We start from the raw sequence: 23,469 nt of genomic DNA, 5'->3' as shown, positions 1-23,469 counted from the left end.
TATCAGACAAAAATACATAGCCGACATATCTTTGATGTTTTCTTTTAACCTCACAGAAACAACATCGCACGTTTCATGTTAAAAAATGATGATATGCTTCGCACTTATTATTCTCACTACCGTATTTATATTTTTATGACGCCCTTTTCAGATGGTTGCTAACGATTCTCTGTTCGCAGATTTTTTGTGCAAGATTGTTGGCAAGGAAAACAGATTGACCCATCGTAAACCTCTTCAGACTGCCGCAGACTATTTTCAGTCAGATTTACGTTACTTATCCGCACGCGACTCACTGGAGATGCAATGAAAATAATAACCTGCTTTAAGTTGGTGCCTGAAGAACAGGACATTACCGTGACCCCGGAGCATTCGCTCAATTTTGATCGTGCCGAGGCCAAAATCAGCCAGTTTGATTTAAATGCAATTGAGGCCGCCGCGCAGTTAGCTGCCGATGGCGACGAGATCGCCGCGCTCACCGTCGGCGGCTCTCTGTTACAAAATTCAAAAGTCCGCAAAGATGTGTTATCCCGCGGGCCGGATGCGCTTTTTATGGTTCAGGATGCGCAACTGGAGCACGCTCTGCCCAAAGAAACCGCGCTGGCGCTAGCATCCGCGGCGGAGAAAATCGGCTTTGACCTGCTGCTCTTTGGAGAGGGCTCCGGCGATATTTATGCCCAACAGGTGGGCCTGCTGACTGGCGAACTCCTGAAACTCCCCGTCATCAACGCAGTAAGCCATATTCAACGCGACGGCGACAAAATCATCGTTGAACGCACACTGGAAGAAGAAGTTGAAATTATCGAGCTCACGCTGCCCGCGGTGCTTTGCGTGACCTCAGATATTAACGTTCCACGCATCCCGTCAATGAAAGCCATTCTCGGCGCCGGGAAAAAAGCCGTTACGTCGTGGCTGGCGAGCGATATCCACTGGACCCCAACCACGCCACTGGCGGAACTGGTCGCCATCTTGGTACCGCCGCAGACAGAACGCAAGCATATCATTCTCGATAACGATTCGCCGGAAGCCATCACCGCACTGGCCGACCATTTGAAAAAATCCCTGAACTAAGCCCAACGGAGAAAAATTATCATGAATCATTTAGCTAACGTATGGGTATTTAGCGATAACGTAGAGCGTTATGCTGAATTAATGACCGGCGCGCGGCAGTGGGGAGAAAAAGTTTACGCCATCGTGCAAGGAAACACGGAGATCGACTACGTGAAAGCGCTTGGCGCTGATGAGATAGTCATTCTTGAATCGCATACGGATTTGCAGCGCGTGGAAAACTATGCCGAAACGCTGGCCTCGTTATTAGGCGACCAAAATGGGCTGCTGCTCATGGCGGCGACCAAGCGCTGTAAAGCGCTTGGCGCCCGGCTGAGCATCCAGCTTGACGCCGTGATGGTGAACGACGCGACGTCTATTGACCTCCTCGACGGGACGCTACACGCAGAGCATCGCATGTACGGCGGACTTGCTTTCGGCAAAGAGAAATTAAACAGCCCGCAGGCGATTATTACGCTGGCACCCGGCGTGCTGGAACCCGCCGCCCCTCTCCCCGGTCATACTTGCCCGCAAACCACGCTGGCATATATTGCCCCACGCCACGAGGTATTGTGCCAGCAGCGGCGCGCGAAATCGTTAAGCAGCGTCGATTTGAGCAAAGCCAAACGGGTCATCGGCGTAGGACGAGGCCTGGCGGCGCAAAGCGATCTGGATATGGTGCATAAACTGGCGACCGTCCTCGGCGCAGAAGTGGGCTGTTCCCGCCCCATTGCGGAAGGTGAAAACTGGATGGAACGTGAGCGTTATATTGGCGTATCCGGCGTTCTGTTGAAATCCGATCTCTATCTGACGCTGGGCATTTCCGGCCAAATTCAACATATGGTGGGTGGAAACGGCGCAAAAATTATTGTCGCAATAAACAAAGATAAAAACGCGCCCATTTTCAATTATGCCGATTATGGTCTGGTGGGCGATATCTATAAGGTTGTTCCTGCCCTCATCGACCAGTTAAGCCGCTAATTCCTTTTTCAACGCACATCTCCCGTCGTCGATACGGCGGGAAAGGAGCATAAAGCATGTCGGATGATAAATTTGACGCTATTGTGGTGGGCGCAGGCGTAGCAGGAACGGTCGCCGCGTATGTGATGGCAAAAGCGGGACTGGATGTACTGGTTATTGAACGCGGAAACAGCGCGGGCAGCAAAAATATGACCGGTGGCCGGCTCTACGCTCACAGTATCGAAAGTATTATGCCGGGATTCGCAACATCCGCCCCCATCGAACGCGTCGTTACCCGTGAAAAAATCTCCTTTTTAACCGAAGAAAGCGCCGTCACACTTGATTTTCACCGCGCGCCCCCTACTCCGCCCCTTACGTCATATACCGTACTGCGCAACAAACTGGACCCGTGGCTAATGGCGCAAGCGGAGCAGGCTGGCGCGCAGTTTATCCCAGGTGTACGGGTCGACGCTCTGGTACGTGAAGGCAATCGCGTCACTGGCGTTCAGGCCGGGGATGATATTCTGGATGCGAATATTGTGATTCTCGCGGACGGCGTGAATTCCATGCTGGGCCGTTCGCTGGACATGGTGCCTGTCTCTTCTGCGCATCACTATGCCGTCGGCGTAAAAGAGTTGATTGGGCTCTCTCCGGCACTTATTGAAGAGCGCTTTAATCTGGCGTCCCATGAAGGCGCCGCCTGGTTATTCGCTGGCGCGCCCTCCAACGGGCTCATGGGCGGCGGGTTTCTTTATACCAACCGCGATTCGGTTTCTCTGGGGCTGGTATGTGGCCTGGGCGACATTGCTCACGCGACCAAAAGCGTACCGCAAATGCTGGAAGATTTTAAACAGCATCCGGCAATACGCCCTTTGATTCAGGGGGGAACGCTGCTTGAATACTCCGCTCATATGGTGCCCGAAGGCGGCATAGCAATGATGCCGGAGCTGGCAAATGACGGCGTGATGATTGTCGGCGACGCCGCCGGTCTTTGCCTGAATCTCGGTTATACCGTCCGCGGCATGGATTTAGCCATCGCGTCCGCGCAAGCGGCCGCTCAAACCGCCATTGACGCTAAAGCGCGGCAAGATTTTTCCGCCGCGAGTCTTGCCGGTTACAAACGCGCGCTGGAGAAAAACGGCGTGTTACGCGATATGCGGCATTTCCGCAAACTCCCCGGATTAATGGAAAACCCACGGCTTTTTACCGAGTACCCGCGAATGGCGGCAAACATTGTGGGCGATCTGTTCACCGTTGATGGCGGTCCAGTCCCACCGTTGCGTAAAACTATCCTGTCACATGCGAAAAAAATTGGACTGGTGAATCTATTAAAAGACGGCATAAAAGGGGCTACGGCATTATGAGTTCGGACAATAAGGTGAATGTTGACGTCAAATTGGGCGTAAATAAATTTTACGTAGATGAAGGACACCCACATATCATTTTGCGCTCCTCGCCTGACATGCAGGAGTTTAATAAATTAATAAAAGCCTGCCCTGCCGGACTCTATAAGCTGGACGATGCGGGAAATATTCATTTTGACTCCGCGGGCTGCCTGGAATGCGGGACCTGCAGGGTTCTCTGCGGCAATACTCTTCTCGAAAAATGGGAATACCCGGCGGGAACGTTCGGCGTTGAGTTTCGCTACGGCTGACGCTCTGAAACACCGGATAACGACGCTACGGCGTCTTATTCGGCTTGCCCCCGGAGATTACGTCATTTGTATTAATAGAGAACAAGTCAATGAGTGTTACATTAACGTTTGACGCCGCAAGGCGGAAAACCTATCGCGAGTCCGGCTACTGGGGCGATGCTTCACTGGGCGACTACTGGCGGCAAACCGCACGCGCCGTACCCGATAAAATCGCCGTGGTCGATAATCATGGCGCGTCCTGGACCTACGCCGCACTCGACTGCGCGGCAAGCCGCCTGGCAAACTGGTTACTGTCTCAGGGGATTCAACCGGGCGATCGCGTGGCCTTTCAGCTTCCGGGCTGGTGTGAGTTTACCCTCATTTATCTGGCCTGCCTGAAAACGGGCGCGGTATCTGTCCCGCTACTTCCCGCCTGGCGAGAAGCAGAGCTGGTTTGGGTGCTGAACAAATGTCAGGCTAAAATATTCTTCGCCCCCACCGTCTTCAAACAGAATCGTCCGGTCGATCTTATCCTTCCGCTACAAAATCAACTGCGCCATCTGACGCATATTGTCGGCGTGGATAAACTGGCGCCTGCCACCACAGCGCTTGCGCTTAGTCAAATCATCGACCGCAGCGAACCGTTGCAGTCAGACATTAACATTCACGGTGATGAGCTGGCGGCAGTGCTGTTTACCTCCGGCACAGAAGGAATGCCGAAAGGGGTGATGTTGACCCACAATAATATTCTTGCCAGCGAACGGGCGTATTGCGCGCGGTTGAATTTAACCTGGCAAGATGTGTTCCTGATGCCTGCGCCACTGGGCCACGCCACCGGATTTTTACACGGCGTCACCGCGCCCTTTTTAATCGGGGCGCGTAGCGTATTGCTGGACATCTTTACCCCAGAAGCCTGCCTTACCTTATTAGCGCAGCAACGCTGTACCTGTATGTCAGGCGCGACGCCGTTTATTTACGATCTGCTTTGTGCCGTTGAGCAACAGCCTGCCGACCTCTCCTCACTGCGATTCTTCTTATGCGGCGGCACGACTATTCCCAAAAAGGTTGCCCGCGACTGCCAGCAGCGCGGTATCAAATTATTGAGTATTTACGGTTCTACAGAAAGTTCTCCACACTCGATGGTTAATCTGGGTGATTCGACTTCACGCATGATGAACACCGATGGTTATGCCGCCACCGGTGTAGAAATTAAAATCGTGGATGAAGATCGCAATACGCTTCCAGCAGGCCACGAAGGCGAAGAAGCCTCGCGCGGGCCGAACGTTTTTATGGGATACCTGGACGAGCCGGAACTTACCGCCCGCGCACTGGATAATGAGGGCTGGTATTACAGCGGCGACCTCTGCCGCATGGATGAAGACGGTTATATCAAAATTACCGGGCGCAAAAAGGATATTATTATACGTGGAGGTGAAAATATCAGCAGTCGCGAGGTGGAGGATATTTTATTGCAACACCCCCGCATACACGATGCTTGCGTCGTTGCTATGCCTGATGAACGCTTAGGCGAACGTTCATGCGCGTATGTAGTCTTAAAACCGCCGAACCTTTCGCTGACGCTGGAAGAGGTGATCGCTTTTTTCAGTCGAAAACGGGTAGCGAAGTATAAATATCCGGAACGGATCGTCATCGTAGAAAAACTGCCCAGAACCGCCTCTGGCAAAGTGCAGAAGTTTCTGTTGCGGCAGGATATTATTGAGCGGCTGCGCCAGGAGCACACTGCGGTATAAATTGCCGGATGGCGACGTTAACGCCGCCATCCGGTATTACACTACTTCTTCAGTTCCGCCAGACTCAGCCAGGTCTGAACCACGGTGTCCGGGTTCAGCGACAGGCTGTCGATCCCCTCTTCCATCAGCCAGGCGGCAAAGTCTTCATGGTCGGACGGACCCTGACCACAAATTCCAACATATTTGCCCTGTTTTTTCGCCGCGCGGATCGCCATCGACAGCAGCGCTTTCACCGCGTCGTTACGCTCGTCAAACAGTTCAGACACCACGCCGGAATCGCGATCCAGCCCCAGCGCCAGCTGCGTCATGTCGTTAGAACCAATCGAGAAGCCATCAAAATACTCGAGGAACTGTTCAGCCAGCAAGGCATTGGACGGGATCTCGCACATCATGATGATCTTCAGCCCGTTCTCGCCGCGTTTAAGCCCCTGGCGCGCCAGCTCTTCGATGACCGCTTTTGCCTGGTCGACCGTCCGCACGAACGGGATCATGATTTCGACGTTGGTAAGGCCCATATCGTTGCGCACGCGTTTCACCGCTTCGCATTCCAGCGCAAAACAATCGCGGAAACTTTCTGCGACGTAACGGCCCGCGCCGCGGAAGCCCAGCATCGGGTTTTCTTCATGCGGCTCATAACGTTCGCCGCCGACCAGGTTGGCGTATTCGTTGGACTTAAAGTCAGACAGACGAACGATGACGCGTTTCGGGTAGAAGGCGGCACCTAACGTCGCGATCCCTTCCGTCAGTCGACCAACGTAAAATTCACGCGGCGAGTCAAACCCTTTCATCATCTCACGAATGTCGTTTTGCAGCGCGGCATCCTGGTCGTCAAACTCCAGCAGCGCGCGTGGGTGAACGCCAATCATACGGTTAATGATGAATTCCAGTCGCGCCAGACCTACGCCTTCATTCGGCAGGCAGGCAAAGTCAAATGCCCTGTCCGGGTTGCCGACATTCATCATGACCTTCAGCGGTAGCTCTGGCATGGTGTCTACGCTGGAGCTTTTTACGCTGAAATCCAGCATGTCGGCATACACATAACCGGTATCACCTTCTGCGCAGGAGACGGTTACTTTTTCGCCATCTTTCATGCGTTCGGTGGCGTCGCCGCAGCCGACTACCGCCGGAATGCCCAATTCGCGGGCGATAATCGCCGCGTGACAGGTGCGCCCGCCACGGTTAGTGACAATCGCCGCCGCTTTTTTCATGATCGGTTCCCAGTCCGGGTCGGTCATATCGGTGACAAGCACATCGCCAGGCTCAATACGGTTCATTTCGCCGATATCGTGAATAACTTTTACCGTACCTGCGCCGATACGATGACCAATGGCGCGACCTTCGGCAATGATTTTCCCCTGCGCATGTAGCGTATAACGCTCCATCACCTGGCCACGAGAGCGCACGGTTTCCGGACGTGCCTGCACAATAAAGAGCTTACCGGTATGACCGTCTTTCGCCCATTCGATATCCATCGGACGACCATAGTGCTGCTCAATCTGCACCGCTTGTTTCGCCAGTTCCTGCACTTCTTCGTTGGTGAGCGAGAAAATGTCGCGCTGTTCCTGCGGCACATCTTCAATCTTCACTTGCTTGCCGTGCTCCTGGGTGGCGGCGTAAACCATGCGGATTTTTTTCGACCCCATGGTGCGGCGTACGATGGCCGGACGGCCTGCCGCCAGGGTTGGCTTATGGACATAAAATTCATCCGGGTTAACCGCGCCCTGCACCACCATTTCACCCAGTCCCCATGCCGAGGTGATAAAGACCACCTGGTCAAAGCCGGATTCGGTATCGATAGAGAACATCACCCCTGACGAGGCGAGATCGGAGCGAACCATCCGCTGCACGCCAGCGGAAAGCGCTACGCCGCGATGATCATATCCCTGGTGAACGCGATAAGAGATGGCGCGATCGTTAAACAGAGAAGCAAATACGTGTTTCACTGCCACCAGCACCGCGTCGAAGCCCTGAACGTTAAGAAACGTTTCCTGTTGGCCCGCAAACGAAGCATCTGGCATATCTTCCGCCGTGGCGGAGGAACGCACGGCAAAAGAGGCATTTTCATCATCCGACGAAAGCTGTGCATAGGCATCGCGGATGGCGTTTTCCAGCGCCGGCTGGAAAGGAGTGTCGATAATCCACTGGCGGATCTGCGCGCCCGCTTTCGCCAGCTGGGAGACATCATCAATATCTGTCTTATCCAGCAGCTCATAAATGCGCTGGTTTACGCCGCTTTGATCCAAAAACTGGTTAAACGCATCGGCAGTGGTTGCAAAACCATTCGGAACGGATACGCCCATGCCGGAAAGGTTAGTAATCATTTCACCCAGGGAGGCATTTTTGCCCCCAACTCTGTCTACATCATTCATGCCGAGTTGGTTATACCAAAGCACCAGCGGTGACGAGCCATTGTTGGACATCGAACAATCCTTTTGTGATAAATGAACGAGTTTAAGAAACACATAGTTGCGTATTTATCCTGGCATACTTAAACCCGCGAAAAAAACGGTGAATCGTTCAAGCAAATTTATTTTTTCATTTTTTCAGATTGTTTACGTAGTTGCGCAAACCCGCGCATAGCACGGCATTCCCTTAATCACCCATGGTATAAACTGCGTTTCCAGGAAATGAAACATGCTTTTCATTAATTATAAAAAGCGCCTGTCATTTTATAAAATAAGCGACAAGTTATACGTTTCCCGTTACTTTTAATTTATGCTTTCAGATAATTATGTTTACTCTTCAGGATGAACAGAATGGATAATGTTGTTGATCGCCATGTTTTCTATATTTCTGATGGTACCGCCATCACCGCCGAGGTCCTGGGTCACGCGGTTATGTCGCAGTTTCCGGTGACGATCAGCAGCATCACGCTGCCATTCGTGGAGAACGAAAGTCGCGCCCGCGCCGTCAAAGACCAAATTGACGCCATTTATCAGCAAACCGGCGTTCGCCCGCTGGTGTTTTACTCGATTGTTTTACCTGAAATTCGCGCCATCATCTTACAGAGCGAAGGTTTCTGCCAGGATATCGTCCAGGCGCTGGTGGCGCCGCTTCAGCAGGAGATGAAACTGGATCCGACGCCGATCGCTCATCGTACTCATGGGCTTAATCCGGGTAACCTGAACAAGTATGACGCCCGTATTGCCGCTATCGATTATACCCTGGCGCATGATGATGGCATTTCATTGCGCAACCTCGATCAGGCCCAGGTCATTTTACTTGGCGTTTCGCGCTGTGGAAAAACGCCCACCAGCCTCTATCTGGCAATGCAATTCGGTATTCGTGCGGCTAACTACCCTTTCATCGCCGATGATATGGATAATTTGACGCTGCCCACATCGTTAAAACCGCTACAACATAAACTGTTCGGCCTGACAATTGACCCTGAACGCCTGGCGGCAATTCGCGAAGAACGCCGTGAAAACAGTCGCTATGCCTCGTTGCGTCAGTGCCGCATGGAAGTGGCGGAGGTCGAAGCGCTGTATCGTAAGAATCAGATCCCCTGCCTGAACAGCACCAATTATTCCGTTGAAGAGATAGCCACCAAGATTCTCGATATTATGGGGCTTAACCGCAGGATGTACTAGCAAACTAGTTTAATGGGTTGGTTTTTGTTATCATGCCGTTCTGCCTGCGAGGTGTGACACGCCTCGCACTTGAAATCAGCAGGGATTGGTTTATCGTGATGCCCATCACTTCCCGGTAGTCCTGCCGTTGAAGCAACAAATTTCTGAGACTTGTAATGAACAGAACCGACGAACTCCGTACTGCGCGTATCGACAGCCTGGTAACACCGACCGAACTCGCGCAGCGGTATCCTGTATCGTCCTCCGTCGCCAGTCACGTTACCGACTCCCGACGCCGGATAGAAAAGATTTTAAATGGTGAAGATCCACGGCTACTGGTCGTCATTGGCCCCTGTTCGATTCACGATCTGAATGCTGCCATGGAATACGCGACGCAGCTCCAGGCACAACGCCAAAAGCATCAGGCGCGTCTGGAGATCGTCATGCGCACCTATTTTGAAAAACCGCGCACCGTCGTGGGATGGAAAGGCCTGATTTCCGATCCCGACTTGAATGGAAGTTACCGCGTCAATTATGGGCTTGAACTGGCGCGTCGCTTGCTATTGCAGGTGAACGAACTGGGAGTACCGACCGCCACAGAATTTCTTGATATGGTCACCGGCCAGTTTATTGCCGATCTGATCAGTTGGGGAGCGATTGGCGCGCGTACCACCGAAAGCCAAATCCATCGGGAAATGGCTTCTGCGCTCTCTTGTCCGGTCGGCTTTAAAAATGGTACAGATGGCAATACTCGCATTGCCGTTGACGCTATTCGCGCTTCCCGCGCCAGCCATATGTTTCTCTCGCCGGATAAAGACGGACAGATGACCATCTACCAGACGAGTGGCAACCCGTATGGGCACATCATCATGCGCGGCGGTAAAAAACCGAACTACCACGCTGAAGATATTGCCGCCGCCTGCGACACGTTGCATGAATTTGATCTGCCGGAACATCTGGTCGTCGACTTCAGCCACGGCAACTGTCAAAAACAGCATCGCCGCCAGCTGGAGGTATGTGATGATATTTGCCAGCAGATTCGTAATGGCTCCACGGCAATTGCCGGGATTATGGCCGAGAGTTTTTTACGGGAAGGCACGCAAAAAATTATCAGCGGTCAACCATTAATCTATGGTCAGTCCATTACCGATCCCTGCCTGAACTGGGAAGATACGGAAGTTCTGTTGGAAAAACTGGCCGCAGCGGTAGACAGCCGCTTTTAATAGCTCGCCCATCCTGCCGGGATGGGCGTTTCTTCGATGCGTTATCCGCCCTTTTCTCTCCGCGCGCGTATATCACTCCACAGAATTAGCACTTGCTGTTATTGCATTAATTATTGATAATAATAATCATTGTGAGTTTGATTATTAATAAATAACATGTCGCGTATGGATAACACCGAGCTGCCTCACCCTAAGGAAATGGACAATGAAACGCTTCTCCCTGCCGCTGAACGGCGCGTCAACAGTCAGGCGCTATTAGGTCCGGACGGCAAAGTCATTATCGATCACAACGGTCAGGAGTATCTGTTGCGCAAAACTCAGGCCGGTAAACTACTGTTAACCAAATAGCGCTCCCGCCAGCAGACGATGCTGCTGGCATCAGGCTAACTTGAACAACTGACCTCCAGCCGCTTTCCCCACTCCGGTGGTCGGCTGGCATAGTCATCATCTCGATCGGTAAAAGGTTGACGTAAAACTTCATGCAACCGATGCAGTTCCGCCATGTCTCCCTGTTCAGCCGCGTCTATCGCGCGTTGCGCCAGCCAGTTGCGCAACACAATCGCAGGATTCACGCGTTGCATCTGCTGCTGGCGCAGCGCGTCATCCACCGCCTCTGTGCGCAATCGCGCCCGGTAGCGATCGAACCAGGCATCGAACGCCGCGCGATCGATAAACGTATCCCGCAACGGCGAGGAAGCGCTCTGTTGCTCCGTATGGCTTAACATCCGAAATGTACGGGTATAGTCACTCCCTTCGCGCGCCATCAGACTAAACAATTCATTCAGTAAAGCGTTATCGTCTTTTTGCTCGGTAAAGAAGCCCAGCTTCTGGCGCATTCGCTGCCCATAGTGCGTTAACAACGCGTCCTGGTAGCGATCCAGCGCTCTGTTTAACGCGTCGATCTCAATAAAAGGGGTTAACGTCTGCGCCAGACGTTGTAAATTCCACAGCGCCACCGACGGTTGATTATCGAAGCGGTAACGTCCCTGATGATCGGAATGGTTACCAATGAAGCCGGGATCGTAGTCGTCGAGAAAACCAAAGGGACCATAGTCGATGGTCAGCCCCAGAATCGACATGTTATCCGTATTCATAACGCCGTGCGAAAAACCGACGGTTTGCCACTCGGCGATGAGTCTTCCGGTACGCGCCGCCACCTCTTCAAACCACAAAGCATATTTTTCCGGGACATCCTGCCATTGCGGCCAATAATGACGAATAGCGAAATCAGCCAGTTGCTGAACTTTTTCCGGCTCACGGCGGTAATAGAAATGTTCGAAATGACCAAAACGCATATGACTTTGCGCCAGGCGCATTAACATCGCGCCCGTTTCCTGCGTCTCTCGCTGAACCGGCGTATCGCTGGCTACGATAGATAACGCGCGCGTAGTGGGAATACCCAGATAATGCATGGCTTCGCTGGCAAGGCTTTCTCGTATGGTTGAACGCAGGACGGCGCGTCCATCCCCCATTCGCGAATAGGGTGTTAATCCGGCGCCTTTCAGATGCCAGTCGAGGGTCGAGCCATCCGCCAGGAGCTGTTCGCCCAGCAAAATACCGCGTCCGTCGCCGAGCTGTCCCGCCCAGACGCCGAACTGATGCCCGCTATATACCTGCGCGACAGGCGACATACCGGGTAATAAGGTTTCGCCGCCCCAAACGCCAGCGCCATTAGTAGCGTCAAATAACGACGCGGGAATGGCTAACTGCTGCGCCAGTTCGTCGTTATACCAAATCAGTCGCGCGTTTTTTAACGGTGTGGGTAAAAGCGCGGTATACGTTGCTGGCAGTTCATCGCGCCAACGGGCAGTAAAAGACAGGGTCATAGGGCCTCCTGTCTTCAGTGTAGACGGTTAATCACCGGTTAAACACCGGCAAACAGAAAGGTTATCGCTGAACGAGTTTAATGAGCTGGCTTACCGGCACCGAAGGCCATAGTCCGCCCTGGAATGCGCTAAACCCCAATGGCGCTGCGCGCGCAAACATCGCCTCAGTATCAATACCGGCAATCATCAGCGACTCGCAGCTGGAGGAGATCTGGGCAACGATAGCGTGCATGAATGGTTCGAATGAGATCATTTCAGCTCGCTGCTGAATAAAATTTTTATCCAACATGACTCGTTTGAAAAGCCCATCGAAAATAGCTTTAGTCGACGCCTCGCCTGCCCCAAAATTTGCCAGCATTAATGGGAAATGCATTGCCAGATTAGCTAACGTTTCATTGTTTTTGCCCTGGTTTAACCCAGGATAATTCTCATTTATAGCTAATTCAAGAAACGGAAAGCGCGCTGCCCGGGAAAAAAGTTCGCTATCTAATAATAATAAGTCACTAATTGCAGGCGGTAAATTAAGCCATGCAATAAGTTTATGCTGAATAAAAAAGTGCTGACAGGTTTCTAACAACGTCAGTTTTTCAACAAACAGACAGTATTGTTCCTCCACCGAAAGGCGAGGCGCTACCAACTCAGTCGGCATCCGCACGGCGCCGTCTTCAGCGGCAAACGTTGCAATAATCTCTAAACCAACAAGCCGAGCGTTTTCATCCATGACGGGAAGGAAAAAGAGTTCGGAATGGTAAAGCTCATCAAGTGAAGCAATCATTACGCCAGTCCCATGGTTAGGGCGCTATTCGCCATCCAGTCACTACGGACGGAAACAGACGTAACTTCAGATACTAATTGAAGCGTCATCATTTTTCTTGTTTACCGGTGAACCGGTTCCTTTTTTTAACTTACTCTGATTATAAACCAATATCCAATGTTGTACTTTTAACAGGGCGTGAGCACGCCCGTTTTTAATAAAAGTACGTTTGTAAATGCTACGGTTATATCATTATATATGATGACAACAGATGTCATAAGTTCAACCGGCGATATGTTAAAAATAGACTATAAAATTTATATCGTCTGCGGGGTTAAATTCGCCGTGCCTGCCAGAAGTTTTTTCGCCAGTACACATTATCCAGCGATGAACGCATCACGCCACGACTGGTAGAGGCATGAATAAACTCATTATTTGTATCGTAAATACCAACATGTAAACCACTTTCGCCCGAACCGGTTTTAAAGAAAACCAAATCTCCGGGCAGCAATTCATCTTTATCGATTCTGGTGCCGATTTTTGATTGTTCACGCGTATCACGAGGCAACTGCAAATCAAACTTGTCGCGCATAGTGACTACCACAAAGCCGGAACAGTCCACGCCTCTGCGACTCATGCCGCCGTAGCGGTATGGCGTACCGCGCCAGGACTGCAACTGATCGTTCAGACCCGCAATGACGGTAATGGAGTCTGATAATCTGGCATTTGGCGCCGGTGCCCGATGAGTACTGCATCCTGCCAGGAACAATGCTGTGATAACAAGAAGCCAAAAACGCATGCCGCAACAATCCTCTGTTTTTATTTTGGTATTAATTTAGCGTCGAAATTACCTGCTTTTCAAGAAACGATTTTACTTAAGTGGCCGAAATGAGCATTGGATGCCCCTCAACGTCGAGTCGTCGAAAGCGCAAACCGTAGGCTTGCGCCAGATAAGAGGGGGTGAGCACCTCTTCCCGGCGGCCGCAGGCAATGAGTTTACCGCGCTTTAGTAACCAGGCTTTATGCGCATGGCGCAGCGTGTGGTTCAGATCGTGGCTACTCATCACAATCGCAATTCCTGCCTGACATAAATGATGTAATACCCGATCCAGAGCGTTTTGTTGCGCAACATCGAGACTGTTCATCGGCTCATCAAGCAGCAATAATTGACCGACCGGATTAGCGTCGGGATGAATTTGTAGTACAACGGCAGCAAGGCGAACACGCTGCCACTCGCCACCGGAAAGCTGATTCACGCTTCGCCCCAGTTTGTCGCCCAATCCAAGCATATCGGCCACCTCGTTAAGCTGCCCGGTTCGCGTTTTATCAGGTTGATGCAATGTCAGGTAATGCCAGACCGGCATGGCGAACGGCGGATTTTGCTGTTGCGCAAGATAAGCGCGGTGTTGGGCAAGCGTTGCCGTCGCCCATGCCTCCAGCGGCGCTCCGCCAAACCTGATGCTCCCCTCGCCGGAGGTTAACCCCGCCATACGCGCCAGTAGCGTGCTTTTCCCGGCGCCGTTCGGCCCGACAAGATGAAGGATCTCTCCTGCGCTTACTTCGCCGGAAAGCGGCCCCAGGCGGGTGCTCTCGGCGACATCCTTTAATTGCATCAATTGAGACATTATTTTGCCAACGCGATTTTTATGCTTTCCATCACAATAGGATCTTCAGGCGTCATATCCGGCGAAAAACGCTGTACCACCTGACCATCCCGGCCTACCAAAAATTTTTCAAAATTCCACAGAATATCATCCGGATAGAGTGGCGTACGCCCTTTGCTTACCATCCGTTCGTAAAAGCCGCTCTTCTCCGGCGCGACTGCCGTTGGCGCAGCGGCTATCAGTTTTTGATACAGCGGATGGCGCGCGTCGCCATTCACATCAATTTTACTGAACATCGGGAACGTGACGCCCCAGGTGCTGGCGCAATAGGTTTTAATCTCCTCTTCGCTGCCTGGCTCCTGCCCCATAAACTGGTTGCAGGGAAAACCCAACACGACAAACCCCTGATCTGCCCACGCCTTCTGGATATTTTCCAACTGTTCATATTGCGGCGTCAGGCCGCATCTGGAGGCGACGTTTACAATGAGCAGCACTTTTCCGGCGTATTTTTCAAGTGTAGTGACCTCTCCATCAATCGTCGTAACGTGAGTATTAAGAAGCGAGTTTTGCATGGTGTCTCCCTGATGTCGGTAGAATAGCGGGTTTCATCGTTAGCCTTTAATCATAGACTGCGAATGATGAAAGCAGTTGTTTACCGATGCGCTAACGCGCGGATTTGAGCAGCAGCCAGATAAACACTGGTGCCCCCAATGTGGCGGTGACCACCCCGATAGGCAGTTCAGCCGACGCCAGCGCCAGTCGGGCGACCACATCAGCCAATAGCAGGGCGATAGCCCCGGCCAGCGCACAGCCGGGAAGTAAAACCCGGTGATCGGTTAAACCACATAAGCGCAGGATGTGCGGAATAACCAGACCGATAAAACCAATCGCCCCCGCCATCGCCACGCTGACGCCCACCATCCAGCCGGTGGCGATGACCAACAAATTGCGCCAGAACCACAGCGGCAGGCCAAGCTGCCGCGCCGAGGTTTCCCCTAGCGCCAGCATATTCAGCGGTTGCGACTGGCAACATATCCAGATCAGTACCGGGATGAGCGCAATCATTAGCCAGCTCTGCTGCCAGTCAACGCCGCCAAATCCTCCCATCATCCAGTACATTAATTGCCGCAGATCGAAAGAGGTGGAAAAATAGATAGCCCACGTCATCAGCGCGCTACAGATAATGCCCAGCGCGACGCCCGCCAACAACAAGCGGCTGGTAGAGAGATGGCGACGCGCAAAACGCAGCAGGATTAACGTAATAATGAGCGCGCCGGCTATAGCGCACAGCCCCAGCGCCCATCCTGGCAGTTGCCCCTGCCCCAGTAAGACGGCGGCAATAAGCCCAACACCGGCCCCATTCGAAACGCCGAGCAGACCCGGTTCAGCAAGTGGGTTTTCAAACAGCGCCTGCATCACAGCGCCAGATAGCGCCAGCGCAGCGCCAACCAGCAATACCGCAAGCGTGCGGGGAAGGCGAATTTGCCAGACAAACAGTTCCCCCCGGGCGCTTAACCAGTCACCGGGGGCAATCCACTGTTCGCCTGCGCATAAGCTCAGAAGTGTAGCCAGTAGCACCAGCAGTGACAGGCTCAGAAGCCAGCGAACGTTTCGTCGCTGTTGTTGGCGGGCAAAAGTCAGCATGTTATCCATTCAGCTGAAAAGAGGTAGCGTGATTTTACGGTGGGTATCCTTTACTTGAAAGAAAAAAGGCCGCAATGCGGCCTTTTTAGTTATACGGGTCATCTTTCAGGCTGACAAATACGCTGTCATCCCGCTGATCTACTTTCGGGATGGCAGCGTATCTGCCGCAATACACCCTGATGGATGTTATGCCTGGATCTGATTACTCTTCTTTGGGCGAAGCGTTTTCGACCCGGCTCTTTAACTTCTGCCCGGGTCTGAAGGTCACCACGCGCCGTGCTGTAATAGGAATATCTTCACCCGTTTTCGGGTTACGCCCCGGACGTTGATTTTTATCACGCAGATCGAAGTTACCAAAACCAGAGAGTTTCACCTGCTCACCGTTTTCCAGAGCACGACGGATCTCTTCGAAAAACAGTTCAACCAGTTCTTTGGCATCCCGCTTGCTAAGCCCAAGCTTATCAAACAGATATTCTGACATTTCAGCTTTTGTAAGCGCCATAGGTTCAATCCCTCAATGATGCCTGGAATCGCTCTTTTAATGCCTCTACACATTTGGCGACGGTAGCGGCAATCTCCTCTTCTTCGAGTGTACGGTTGGTATCCTGAAGGATCAGGCTGATAGCGAGGCTCTTATAACCCTCCGCAACACCCTTACCGCGGTACACGTCAAATAAGTTTACGCCAACTACCTGATTTACGCCAACTTTCTTACATTCGGATAAAATATCCGCTGCGGGAACGTTTTCTGCAACAACAACCGCAATATCGCGACGGTTGGCCGGGAAGCGTGAAATCTCCCGCGCCTGCGGCACGATACGGTCTGCGAGCTTATTCCATTCCAGTTCAAACACCAGCGTACGACCATTCAGATCCAGTTTACGTTCCAGTTCAGGGTGAACAACCCCAATAAAACCAATACGTTCATCTTTCAGATAAATCGCCGCAGACTGTCCCGGATGCAGAGCCGGATTCATCTCCGCCTTAAACTGGATATCACCCAGTTTGCCGGTTAAATCCAATACTGCTTCCAGATCGCCTTTCAAATCATAGAAATCAACGGTCTCTTTTGCCAGGTTCCAGTGCTCATCATAGCGGTTACCGCAAATCACGCCAGCCAGCATCAGATCCTGTCGAATACCCAGATTGGCTTGTGTATCCGGAACGAAACGTAAACCGGTTTCAAAAATACGCACGCGATTCTGCTGACGGTTTTGGTTATAGACCACCGTCGCCAACAATCCGCTCCACAGAGACAGACGCATCGCCGACATCTCAACGGAGATAGGGTTTGGCAGCAGCAGCGCTTCTGCGCCTGGATGGATGAGCTGTTGTACTTTAGGATCGACAAAGCTATAGGTAATCACTTCCTGATAGCCTTTGTCGTTCAGCATGGTTTTAACCCGCTTCAACGACAGATCGGCTTCACGGTGCGTCCCCATGATTAAACCGGCCTGGATTGGCTCGTCCGGAATATTGTTATAGCCGTAAACGCGGGCCACCTCTTCCACCAGATCTTCTTCAATTTCCATATCGAAACGCCAGGTCGGCGCTACGGCTTTCCACTCGTCCTGCCCTTCGGTCACTTCACAGCCCAGACGACGCAGAATATCACTGACCTGCTCATCCGCAATATGATGCCCGATCAGGCGATCCAGTTTACTGCGACGCAGCGTAATGGTGGCGCGTTTCGGCAACGTTGCTTCGTTGCTCACATCAATTATCGGACCCGCATCACCGCCACAGATATCAAGAAGCAGACGAGTAGCACGCTCTATCGCTTTATATTGCAGCGCCGGGTCCACCCCGCGCTCGTAGCGGTGAGACGCATCGGTATGCAGACCGTGGCGGCGAGCGCGACCGGTGATAGACAGCGGATTAAAGTACGCACACTCCAGCAGCACATTTTGCGTTTCGCCGTTCACGCCGGAATGTTCGCCGCCAAAAATACCGGCTATCCCCAGCGCCTTATGGTGATCGGCGATCACCAGCGTGTCCGCATTTAACGTCGCTTCGCTACCGTCCAGCAGGACGACGGTTTCACCCTCTTTTGCCATCCGCACGACAATACCGCCATCAATGCGATCTTTATCGAAAGCATGCATTGGCTGACCCAGTTCGAGCAGCACATAGTTCGTGACGTCAACCACCGCATCGATGGAGCGAATACCGCAGCGACGCAGTTTCTCTTTCATCCACAGCGGCGTCGGCGCGTTAACATTGATGCCTTTTACCACCCGGCCAAGATAGCGAGGACACGCATCAGCGGCCTCTACCGTAATCGGCAGCGTATCGCTGATGGTTGCCGTAACCGGCGCCATTTCAGGCTCCTGGAGCGGCGCTTTGTTCAGTACCGCCACATCACGCGCAACGCCGATGATACCTAAGCAATCCGCACGGTTCGGCGTGACGCTAATTTCGATGGTATTGTCGTCGAGCTTCAGGTATTCACGGATATCGGTACCCAGCGGCGCATCCGCAGGCAGTTCGATAATGCCGCTGTGATCGTCGGAAATCCCCAGTTCGGAGAAGGAGCACAGCATCCCTTCAGACGGTTCGCCGCGCAGTTTCGCCGCTTTAATTTTGAAATCGCCCGGCAGAATAGCGCCAATGGTGGCCACCGCTACTTTCAGCCCCTGACGACAGTTTGGCGCGCCGCAGACGATATCCAACAGGCGTTCTCCGCCGACGTTGACTTTCGTTACACGCAATTTGTCAGCGTTCGGATGCTGGGCGCACTCAACCACTTCCCCAACCACAACGCCATTGAAGCTTCCCGCGACCGGCTCAACGCCGTCTACTTCCAGGCCAGCCATCGTAATCTGGTTAGCCAACGCATCGCTATCAATTGCCGGGTTAACCCACTCGCGTAACCACAGTTCGCTGAATTTCATTGTTTTATCCTGCCTTTATTTAAACTGTTTGAGGAAACGCAGATCGTTTTCGAAGAATGAACGCAGGTCGGTGACGCCGTAACGCAACATAGTCAGACGTTCCATCCCCATACCAAAAGCGAAGCCAGAATAGATTTCCGGATCGATACCGACATTACGCAGCACATTCGGATGCACCATCCCGCAGCCCAGCACTTCCAGCCATTTGCCGTTTTTCCCCATCACATCCACTTCCGCAGAAGGTTCGGTGAACGGAAAATAAGAAGGACGGAAGCGAATCTGCAGATCCTCCTCAAAGAAATTACGCAGGAAGTCGTGCAGCGTACCTTTGAGGTTGGTGAAGCTGATGTTGGTATCAACAATCAGACCTTCCATCTGATGGAACATCGGAGTATGCGTCTGGTCGTAGTCATTACGGTATACACGGCCCGGCGCAATAATACGGATCGGCGGTTGCTGCGCTTTCATCGTCCGGATCTGGACACCAGACGTCTGGGTCCGCAGCAGACGGGTCGCGTCAAACCAGAAGGTATCATGATCGGCGCGGGCCGGATGATGACCCGGAATGTTTAACGCATCGAAGTTATGGTAGTCATCTTCGATTTCCGGGCCAGTCGCCACGGTAAAACCAAGCTCGCCGAAGAAACTTTCAATACGGTCAATGGTACGCGTGACCGGATGCAGACCGCCGTTCTCAATACGGCGCCCCGGCAGGGAGATATCGATGGTTTCAGCGGCCAGACGGGCGTTAAGCGCTGCGCTTTCCAGCTCGGCTTTACGCGCGTTAAGAGCCTGTTGTACCTGCTCTTTCGCGGCGTTAATGACTGCCCCGGCTGCCGGACGCTCTTCCGGCGGCAGATCGCGTAGGGTCGTCATCTGAAGGGTTAAATGCCCTTTCTTGCCCAAATATTCGACGCGTACATTGTCTAACGCGGCAACATCTGACGCCTGGTTAATGGCGGCCGCTGCATTGGCAACCAGCTCTGCGAGATGTGACATGGTTTTCCTCATTGTGTCGGTGAAGACACCGGTTCATTGGACGTAATCTCTCGATTTCAGATACAAAAAAAGCCTCCATCAGGAGGCTTTTTTGCGCTGTTTTTCGTTTCGTTTTTCACGCGCTAGCCTCCTGGGATCAGGTGCTAAAGTAAAAAAAGAAACGGAAAATAGCAGCGTTCATGCTTGCGTTACCTTATGTGGTAAAACCGAATATCCTTTATTGAAAAGGGTTACAGGTCAATTGTCAACTCACTGAACAGTAAATAAAAGAGAGGGAGCCAGGCTCCCTCTTTTCACTGGCTTATGCCAGAGCTGCTTTCGCTTTTTCAACCAGCGCGGTGAACGCGACTTTGTCGAATACGGCGATATCAGCCAGGATCTTACGGTCGATTTCAACAGAGGCTTTTTTCAGGCCGTTGATGAATTTGCTGTAAGAAATACCGTTCTGACGTGCTGCTGCGTTGATACGCGCAATCCACAGTTGACGGAACTGACGCTTACGTTGACGACGGTCACGGTAAGCATACTGACCAGCTTTGATAACTGCCTGGAAGGCAACGCGGTATACGCGAGAACGCGCACCGTAGTAGCCTTTGGCTTGTTTCAAAATTTTCTTGTGACGTGCGCGTGCAATTACACCACGTTTTACGCGAGCCATATGTGCTCTCCTGTATCTATTCTAATTAAAAAGTTAAAAACGTTAACGGCTTATGCGTACGGCAGGCACGCGATAACCAGGCCCAGATCGCCTTTAGAAACCATGGCTTTCGGACGCAGGTGACGTTTACGTTTAGTCGCTTTTTTGGTCAGAATGTGACGCAGGTTAGCGTGCTTGTGCTTAAAACCACCTTTACCGGTTTTTTTGAAGCGCTTAGCAGCACCGCGTACGGTCTTAATTTTTGGCATTTTAATAACTTCCACTTCGCATTGTTAATAAACGAAACATAGGCGAACAAAACCTGTGAAGCCCGAAGGCTTCACAGAATTGTTACTTGAAGGCCTTACTGTTTCTTCTTAGGAGCAAGCACCATGATCATCTGACGGCCTTCGATCTTCGTTGGGAAGGATTCGACCACTGCCAGTTCTTGCAAATCGTCTTTCACGCGATTAAGCACTTCCATACCGATTTGCTGGTGGGCCATTTCACGACCGCGGAAACGCAGCGTGATTTTGGCCTTATCGCCCTCTTCGAGAAAGCGAATCAGGCTGCGGAGTTTTACCTGATAGTCGCCTTCATCTGTCCCAGGACGGAATTTAATTTCCTTCACCTGGATAACTTTTTGCTTTTTCTTCTGTTCCTTAGAAGACTTACTCTTTTCATAGAGGAATTTGCCGTAATCCATTATACGACAAACCGGCGGCTCGGCGTTAGGGCTGATTTCGACTAAGTCTACTCCGGCTTCTTCAGCTTTTTCCAGAGCTTCTCTCAGACTCACAATACCAAGCTGCTCGCCTTCCAGACCTGTTAAGCGAACTTCTTGCGCGCGAATTTCGCTATTAATACGATTCGGACGCGCCGTTTGAACTCGTTTTCCGCCTTTAATACTTTATTCCTCCAGTTGTTGAAGACTGCGGCTGCGAATCTCTTGTTGCAGCTTCTCAATCACGTCATTTACGTCCAGACTGCCCAGGTCTTTACCGCGGCGGGTGCGAACGGCAACTTTGCCTGCTTCCACCTCTTTATCACCACAGACCAACATATAAGGGACACGACGTAAAGTGTGCTCGCGGATTTTAAAGCCAATCTTCTCATTTCTCAAGTCTGCTTTTACACGAATGCCCGCATTTTGTAGTTTCTGCGTCAATTCGTTAACGTATTCAGACTGCGAATCGGTAATATTCATCACGACTACCTGAACAGGCGCGAGCCATGTCGGGAAGAAACCAGCGAACTCTTCGGTCAGGATACCGATGAAGCGTTCCATCGACCCAAGAATCGCACGGTGAATCATTACCGGCACCTTACGCTCGTTGTCTTCGCCTACATAGGAGGCGCTCAGACGAGACGGTAAGGAGAAGTCCAGCTGTACTGTACCGCACTGCCATGCACGATCGAGGCAGTCATATAAGGTAAATTCAATTTTCGGACCGTAGAATGCGCCTTCACCCAGTTGATACTCAAACGGGATATTATTTTCTTCCAGCGCAACCGCCAGATCCGCCTCAGCACGATCCCACATCTCATCGCTGCCGATACGCTTGTCAGGACGAGTGGAAAGCTTGACGACGATCTTCTCGAAGCCAAAGGTGCTGTACATATCGTAGACCATACGAATACAAGCGTTAACTTCATCGCGGATCTGCTCTTCGGTGCAGAAGATATGCGCATCATCCTGCGTAAAGCCGCGTACGCGCATCAGACCATGCAGCGCGCCTGATGGCTCGTTACGGTGGCAGCTACCGAATTCCGCCATACGCAGCGGCAAATCACGATAGGATTTCAGACCCTGGTTAAAGATCTGAACGTGGCCCGGGCAGTTCATCGGCTTGATGCAATATTCGCGGTTTTCTGAGGATGTGGTGAACATCGCATCTTTATAGTTGTCCCAGTGCCCGGTTTTTTCCCACAGCACACGGTCCATCATGAACGGGCCTTTAACTTCTTGATACTGGTACTCTTTGAGTTTAGAACGAACAAAGACCTCCAGCTCGCGGAAGATAGTCCAGCCGTCGTTATGCCAGAACACCATGCCCGGCGCTTCTTCCTGCATATGATACAGGTCGAGCTGCTTACCAATTTTACGGTGGTCGCGTTTTGCGGCCTCTTCCAGGCGCTGCAGATAAGCGTTCAGGGCTTTTTTATCTGCCCATGCCGTACCGTAAATACGCTGCAACATCTTATTATTGCTGTCACCGCGCCAGTATGCGCCGGCAGTTTTCATCAGTTTAAAGTGATGGCAGAAACGCATATTCGGCACGTGCGGACCACGACACATGTCGACATATTCTTCATGATGGTACAAGCCTGGCTTGTCATCATGAGCAATGTTTTCATCAAGAATGGAAACTTTGTAGCTTTCACCACGCTTCACGAAGGTTTCACGCGCTTCGTGCCAGCTGACTTTCTTCTTGATAACGTCGTAATTTTTCTCGGCGAGCTCATGCATCCGCTTTTCGAGCGCTTCGACATCTTCCTGAGTTAGCGTGCGGTCAAGATCAACGTCATAGTAAAAACCGTTGTCGACAACCGGGCCGATCGCCATTTTCGTGTGCGGCCAAAGTTGCTTGATAGCGTGACCTAACAGATGCGCGCAAGAGTGACGAATGATCTCCAGACCCTCTTCATCTTTTGCGGTGATGATGGAAAGCGTCGCATCATTTTCAATCAGATCGGAAGCATCAACCAGCTCGCCATTCACACGGCCCGCAATGGTGGCTTTCGCCAGGCCAGGACCAATGTCCAGAGCAACATCCATCGGGCTTACAGGGTGGTCATAATGGCGTTGGCTGCCATCAGGAAGAGTAATAACAGGCATGTAATATCCTTATTTGCAGTGGTGACCCATACGCAAGATCACATACAAAGAGAAAATGAATTTATTGACAGTGAGTTGTGTATCCATCTAGC

At 51.9% G+C, this 23,469-nt stretch carries 23 protein-coding genes and 1 other annotated feature; of the genes, 8 read left to right on the top strand and 15 right to left on the bottom strand.

The window, feature by feature from the left end:
• The first annotated feature begins 303 nt into the window (after nucleotides 1–303).
• From NBA72_RS01110 to fadK, 5 genes are all read left to right on the top strand, one after another.
• Nucleotides 304–1,068, top strand: coding sequence for an electron transfer flavoprotein (locus tag NBA72_RS01110; RefSeq protein ID WP_042947418.1), 765 nt, complete (start codon nucleotides 304–306; stop codon nucleotides 1,066–1,068).
• 21 nt (nucleotides 1,069–1,089) lie between these two features.
• Nucleotides 1,090–2,025, top strand: coding sequence for an electron transfer flavoprotein subunit alpha (locus NBA72_RS01105; RefSeq protein WP_001015880.1), 936 nt, complete (start codon nucleotides 1,090–1,092; stop codon nucleotides 2,023–2,025).
• 56 nt (nucleotides 2,026–2,081) lie between these two features.
• Nucleotides 2,082–3,368 (top strand): FAD-dependent oxidoreductase, encoded by a 1,287-nt coding sequence (locus tag NBA72_RS01100; RefSeq protein WP_001278565.1) that lies wholly within the window; start codon nucleotides 2,082–2,084, stop codon nucleotides 3,366–3,368.
• A complete protein-coding gene (locus NBA72_RS01095) occupies nucleotides 3,365–3,658 on the top strand; it encodes a ferredoxin family protein (RefSeq protein WP_000093362.1) in 294 nt (97 codons plus the stop codon). The genes NBA72_RS01100 and NBA72_RS01095 overlap by 4 nt, the downstream gene beginning before the upstream one ends.
• An 89-nt stretch (nucleotides 3,659–3,747) precedes the next feature.
• The gene (gene fadK / locus NBA72_RS01090; RefSeq protein ID WP_042947422.1) at nucleotides 3,748–5,388 is read left to right on the top strand and encodes a medium-chain fatty-acid--CoA ligase; all 1,641 of its coding nucleotides are present in this window, start codon (nucleotides 3,748–3,750) and stop codon (nucleotides 5,386–5,388) included.
• Between the two features lie 41 nt (nucleotides 5,389–5,429).
• On the opposite strand, the gene ppsA is transcribed toward fadK, so the two are convergent.
• Nucleotides 5,430–7,808, bottom strand: a complete 2,379-nt coding sequence (gene ppsA / locus NBA72_RS01085) for a phosphoenolpyruvate synthase (protein ID WP_000069333.1) — start codon at nucleotides 7,806–7,808, stop codon at nucleotides 5,430–5,432.
• A 336-nt stretch (nucleotides 7,809–8,144) separates the two neighbouring features.
• Here ppsA and ppsR point away from each other — a divergent pair, with 336 nt between their 5' ends.
• The 3 genes from ppsR (at nucleotide 8,145) to hemP (ending at nucleotide 10,528) form a co-directional block, all read left to right on the top strand.
• Complete coding sequence (gene ppsR / locus NBA72_RS01080) at nucleotides 8,145–8,978, top strand: posphoenolpyruvate synthetase regulatory kinase/phosphorylase PpsR (RefSeq protein ID WP_000370992.1); 834 nt, start codon at nucleotides 8,145–8,147, stop codon at nucleotides 8,976–8,978.
• A gap of 155 nt (nucleotides 8,979–9,133) precedes the next feature.
• The gene (aroH, locus tag NBA72_RS01075) at nucleotides 9,134–10,180 is read left to right on the top strand and encodes a 3-deoxy-7-phosphoheptulonate synthase AroH (RefSeq protein WP_001082196.1); all 1,047 of its coding nucleotides are present in this window, start codon (nucleotides 9,134–9,136) and stop codon (nucleotides 10,178–10,180) included.
• Nucleotides 10,181–10,336: 156 nt separating this feature from the next.
• Nucleotides 10,337–10,528: a hemin uptake protein HemP gene (hemP, locus tag NBA72_RS01070; RefSeq protein WP_000089118.1), complete on the top strand. Its 192-nt coding sequence runs from the start codon at nucleotides 10,337–10,339 to the stop codon at nucleotides 10,526–10,528.
• 35 nt (nucleotides 10,529–10,563) lie between these two features.
• Here the strand turns inward: hemP and selO are convergent, their stop codons facing one another.
• The 14 genes from selO to thrS form a co-directional block, all read right to left on the bottom strand.
• The gene (selO, locus tag NBA72_RS01065) at nucleotides 10,564–12,006 is read right to left on the bottom strand and encodes a protein adenylyltransferase SelO (protein WP_000175665.1); all 1,443 of its coding nucleotides are present in this window, start codon (nucleotides 12,004–12,006) and stop codon (nucleotides 10,564–10,566) included.
• 61 nt (nucleotides 12,007–12,067) lie between these two features.
• Entirely contained in the window at nucleotides 12,068–12,781 is a 714-nt protein-coding gene (gene ydiV, locus NBA72_RS01060; RefSeq protein WP_042947423.1) for an anti-FlhDC factor YdiV, read from the bottom strand.
• Nucleotides 12,782–13,094: 313 nt separating this feature from the next.
• Nucleotides 13,095–13,559 carry a C40 family peptidase gene (locus NBA72_RS01055; protein ID WP_001213256.1) on the bottom strand — a complete coding sequence of 155 codons (465 nt, stop codon included), beginning with the start codon at nucleotides 13,557–13,559 and terminating at the stop codon, nucleotides 13,095–13,097.
• A gap of 76 nt (nucleotides 13,560–13,635) precedes the next feature.
• Nucleotides 13,636–14,385, bottom strand: a complete 750-nt coding sequence (gene btuD / locus NBA72_RS01050) for a vitamin B12 ABC transporter ATP-binding protein BtuD (RefSeq protein ID WP_000080607.1) — start codon at nucleotides 14,383–14,385, stop codon at nucleotides 13,636–13,638.
• On the bottom strand, nucleotides 14,385–14,936 hold the full coding sequence (locus NBA72_RS01045) for a glutathione peroxidase (RefSeq protein WP_001181565.1): 552 nt from the start codon (nucleotides 14,934–14,936) through the stop codon (nucleotides 14,385–14,387). Before NBA72_RS01045 ends, btuD begins: the two co-directional genes overlap by 1 nt.
• Before the next feature lie 91 nt (nucleotides 14,937–15,027).
• Nucleotides 15,028–16,008 (bottom strand): vitamin B12 ABC transporter permease BtuC, encoded by a 981-nt coding sequence (btuC, locus tag NBA72_RS01040; protein WP_000954982.1) that lies wholly within the window; start codon nucleotides 16,006–16,008, stop codon nucleotides 15,028–15,030.
• 202 nt (nucleotides 16,009–16,210) lie between these two features.
• Complete coding sequence (gene ihfA / locus NBA72_RS01035) at nucleotides 16,211–16,510, bottom strand: integration host factor subunit alpha (protein WP_001229266.1); 300 nt, start codon at nucleotides 16,508–16,510, stop codon at nucleotides 16,211–16,213.
• Between the two features lie 4 nt (nucleotides 16,511–16,514).
• Complete coding sequence (pheT, locus tag NBA72_RS01030; RefSeq protein WP_000672402.1) at nucleotides 16,515–18,902, bottom strand: phenylalanine--tRNA ligase subunit beta; 2,388 nt, start codon at nucleotides 18,900–18,902, stop codon at nucleotides 16,515–16,517.
• A gap of 15 nt (nucleotides 18,903–18,917) precedes the next feature.
• Complete coding sequence (gene pheS, locus NBA72_RS01025) at nucleotides 18,918–19,901, bottom strand: phenylalanine--tRNA ligase subunit alpha (protein ID WP_000018570.1); 984 nt, start codon at nucleotides 19,899–19,901, stop codon at nucleotides 18,918–18,920.
• Nucleotides 19,902–19,963: 62 nt separating this feature from the next.
• Nucleotides 19,964–20,087 (bottom strand) — a sequence feature (Phe leader region).
• Nucleotides 20,038–20,082: a pheST operon leader peptide PheM gene (gene pheM, locus NBA72_RS01020; RefSeq protein WP_001386830.1), complete on the bottom strand. Its 45-nt coding sequence runs from the start codon at nucleotides 20,080–20,082 to the stop codon at nucleotides 20,038–20,040. Its footprint overlaps the feature before it by 45 nt.
• 115 nt (nucleotides 20,088–20,202) lie before the next feature.
• Entirely contained in the window at nucleotides 20,203–20,559 is a 357-nt protein-coding gene (gene rplT / locus NBA72_RS01015; RefSeq protein ID WP_000124850.1) for a 50S ribosomal protein L20, read from the bottom strand.
• Nucleotides 20,560–20,609: 50 nt separating this feature from the next.
• On the bottom strand, nucleotides 20,610–20,807 hold the full coding sequence (rpmI, locus tag NBA72_RS01010; RefSeq protein ID WP_001124225.1) for a 50S ribosomal protein L35: 198 nt from the start codon (nucleotides 20,805–20,807) through the stop codon (nucleotides 20,610–20,612).
• Between the two features lie 95 nt (nucleotides 20,808–20,902).
• Complete coding sequence (gene infC / locus NBA72_RS01005) at nucleotides 20,903–21,445, bottom strand: translation initiation factor IF-3 (RefSeq protein WP_001574431.1); 543 nt, start codon at nucleotides 21,443–21,445, stop codon at nucleotides 20,903–20,905.
• Nucleotides 21,446–21,448: 3 nt separating this feature from the next.
• A complete protein-coding gene (gene thrS, locus NBA72_RS01000; RefSeq protein WP_001144226.1) occupies nucleotides 21,449–23,377 on the bottom strand; it encodes a threonine--tRNA ligase in 1,929 nt (642 codons plus the stop codon).
• Between the last annotated feature and the right edge of the window lie 92 nt (nucleotides 23,378–23,469).

It is taken from the genome of Salmonella sp. NW1250, assembly GCF_051812965.1.
GTDB lineage: Bacteria > Pseudomonadota > Gammaproteobacteria > Enterobacterales > Enterobacteriaceae > Salmonella > Salmonella enterica.
This window is presented reverse-complemented; position numbering and strand designations above follow the sequence as displayed.

Bases quoted from the DNA above. Each gene is read 5' to 3' on its own strand.
- pheS (WP_000018570.1), bottom strand. From the start codon at position 19,901: ATGTCACATCTCGCAGAGCTGGTTGCCAATGCAGCGGCCGCCATTAAC.
- NBA72_RS01095 (WP_000093362.1), top strand. From the start codon at position 3,365: ATGAGTTCGGACAATAAGGTGAATGTTGACGTCAAATTGGGCGTAAAT.
- rpmI (WP_001124225.1), bottom strand. From the start codon at position 20,807: ATGCCAAAAATTAAGACCGTACGCGGTGCTGCTAAGCGCTTCAAAAAA.
- rplT (WP_000124850.1), bottom strand. From the start codon at position 20,559: ATGGCTCGCGTAAAACGTGGTGTAATTGCACGCGCACGTCACAAGAAA.
- fadK (WP_042947422.1), top strand. From the start codon at position 3,748: ATGAGTGTTACATTAACGTTTGACGCCGCAAGGCGGAAAACCTATCGC.
- btuD (WP_000080607.1), bottom strand. From the start codon at position 14,385: ATGTCTCAATTGATGCAATTAAAGGATGTCGCCGAGAGCACCCGCCTG.
- ppsR (WP_000370992.1), top strand. From the start codon at position 8,145: ATGGATAATGTTGTTGATCGCCATGTTTTCTATATTTCTGATGGTACC.
- pheT (WP_000672402.1), bottom strand. From the start codon at position 18,902: ATGAAATTCAGCGAACTGTGGTTACGCGAGTGGGTTAACCCGGCAATT.
- selO (WP_000175665.1), bottom strand. From the start codon at position 12,006: ATGACCCTGTCTTTTACTGCCCGTTGGCGCGATGAACTGCCAGCAACG.
- ydiV (WP_042947423.1), bottom strand. From the start codon at position 12,781: ATGATTGCTTCACTTGATGAGCTTTACCATTCCGAACTCTTTTTCCTT.
- aroH (WP_001082196.1), top strand. From the start codon at position 9,134: ATGAACAGAACCGACGAACTCCGTACTGCGCGTATCGACAGCCTGGTA.
- NBA72_RS01055 (WP_001213256.1), bottom strand. From the start codon at position 13,559: ATGCGTTTTTGGCTTCTTGTTATCACAGCATTGTTCCTGGCAGGATGC.
- NBA72_RS01045 (WP_001181565.1), bottom strand. From the start codon at position 14,936: ATGCAAAACTCGCTTCTTAATACTCACGTTACGACGATTGATGGAGAG.
- NBA72_RS01100 (WP_001278565.1), top strand. From the start codon at position 2,082: ATGTCGGATGATAAATTTGACGCTATTGTGGTGGGCGCAGGCGTAGCA.
- hemP (WP_000089118.1), top strand. From the start codon at position 10,337: ATGTCGCGTATGGATAACACCGAGCTGCCTCACCCTAAGGAAATGGAC.
- NBA72_RS01105 (WP_001015880.1), top strand. From the start codon at position 1,090: ATGAATCATTTAGCTAACGTATGGGTATTTAGCGATAACGTAGAGCGT.
- btuC (WP_000954982.1), bottom strand. From the start codon at position 16,008: ATGCTGACTTTTGCCCGCCAACAACAGCGACGAAACGTTCGCTGGCTT.
- thrS (WP_001144226.1), bottom strand. From the start codon at position 23,377: ATGCCTGTTATTACTCTTCCTGATGGCAGCCAACGCCATTATGACCAC.
- NBA72_RS01110 (WP_042947418.1), top strand. From the start codon at position 304: ATGAAAATAATAACCTGCTTTAAGTTGGTGCCTGAAGAACAGGACATT.
- ihfA (WP_001229266.1), bottom strand. From the start codon at position 16,510: ATGGCGCTTACAAAAGCTGAAATGTCAGAATATCTGTTTGATAAGCTT.
- ppsA (WP_000069333.1), bottom strand. From the start codon at position 7,808: ATGTCCAACAATGGCTCGTCACCGCTGGTGCTTTGGTATAACCAACTC.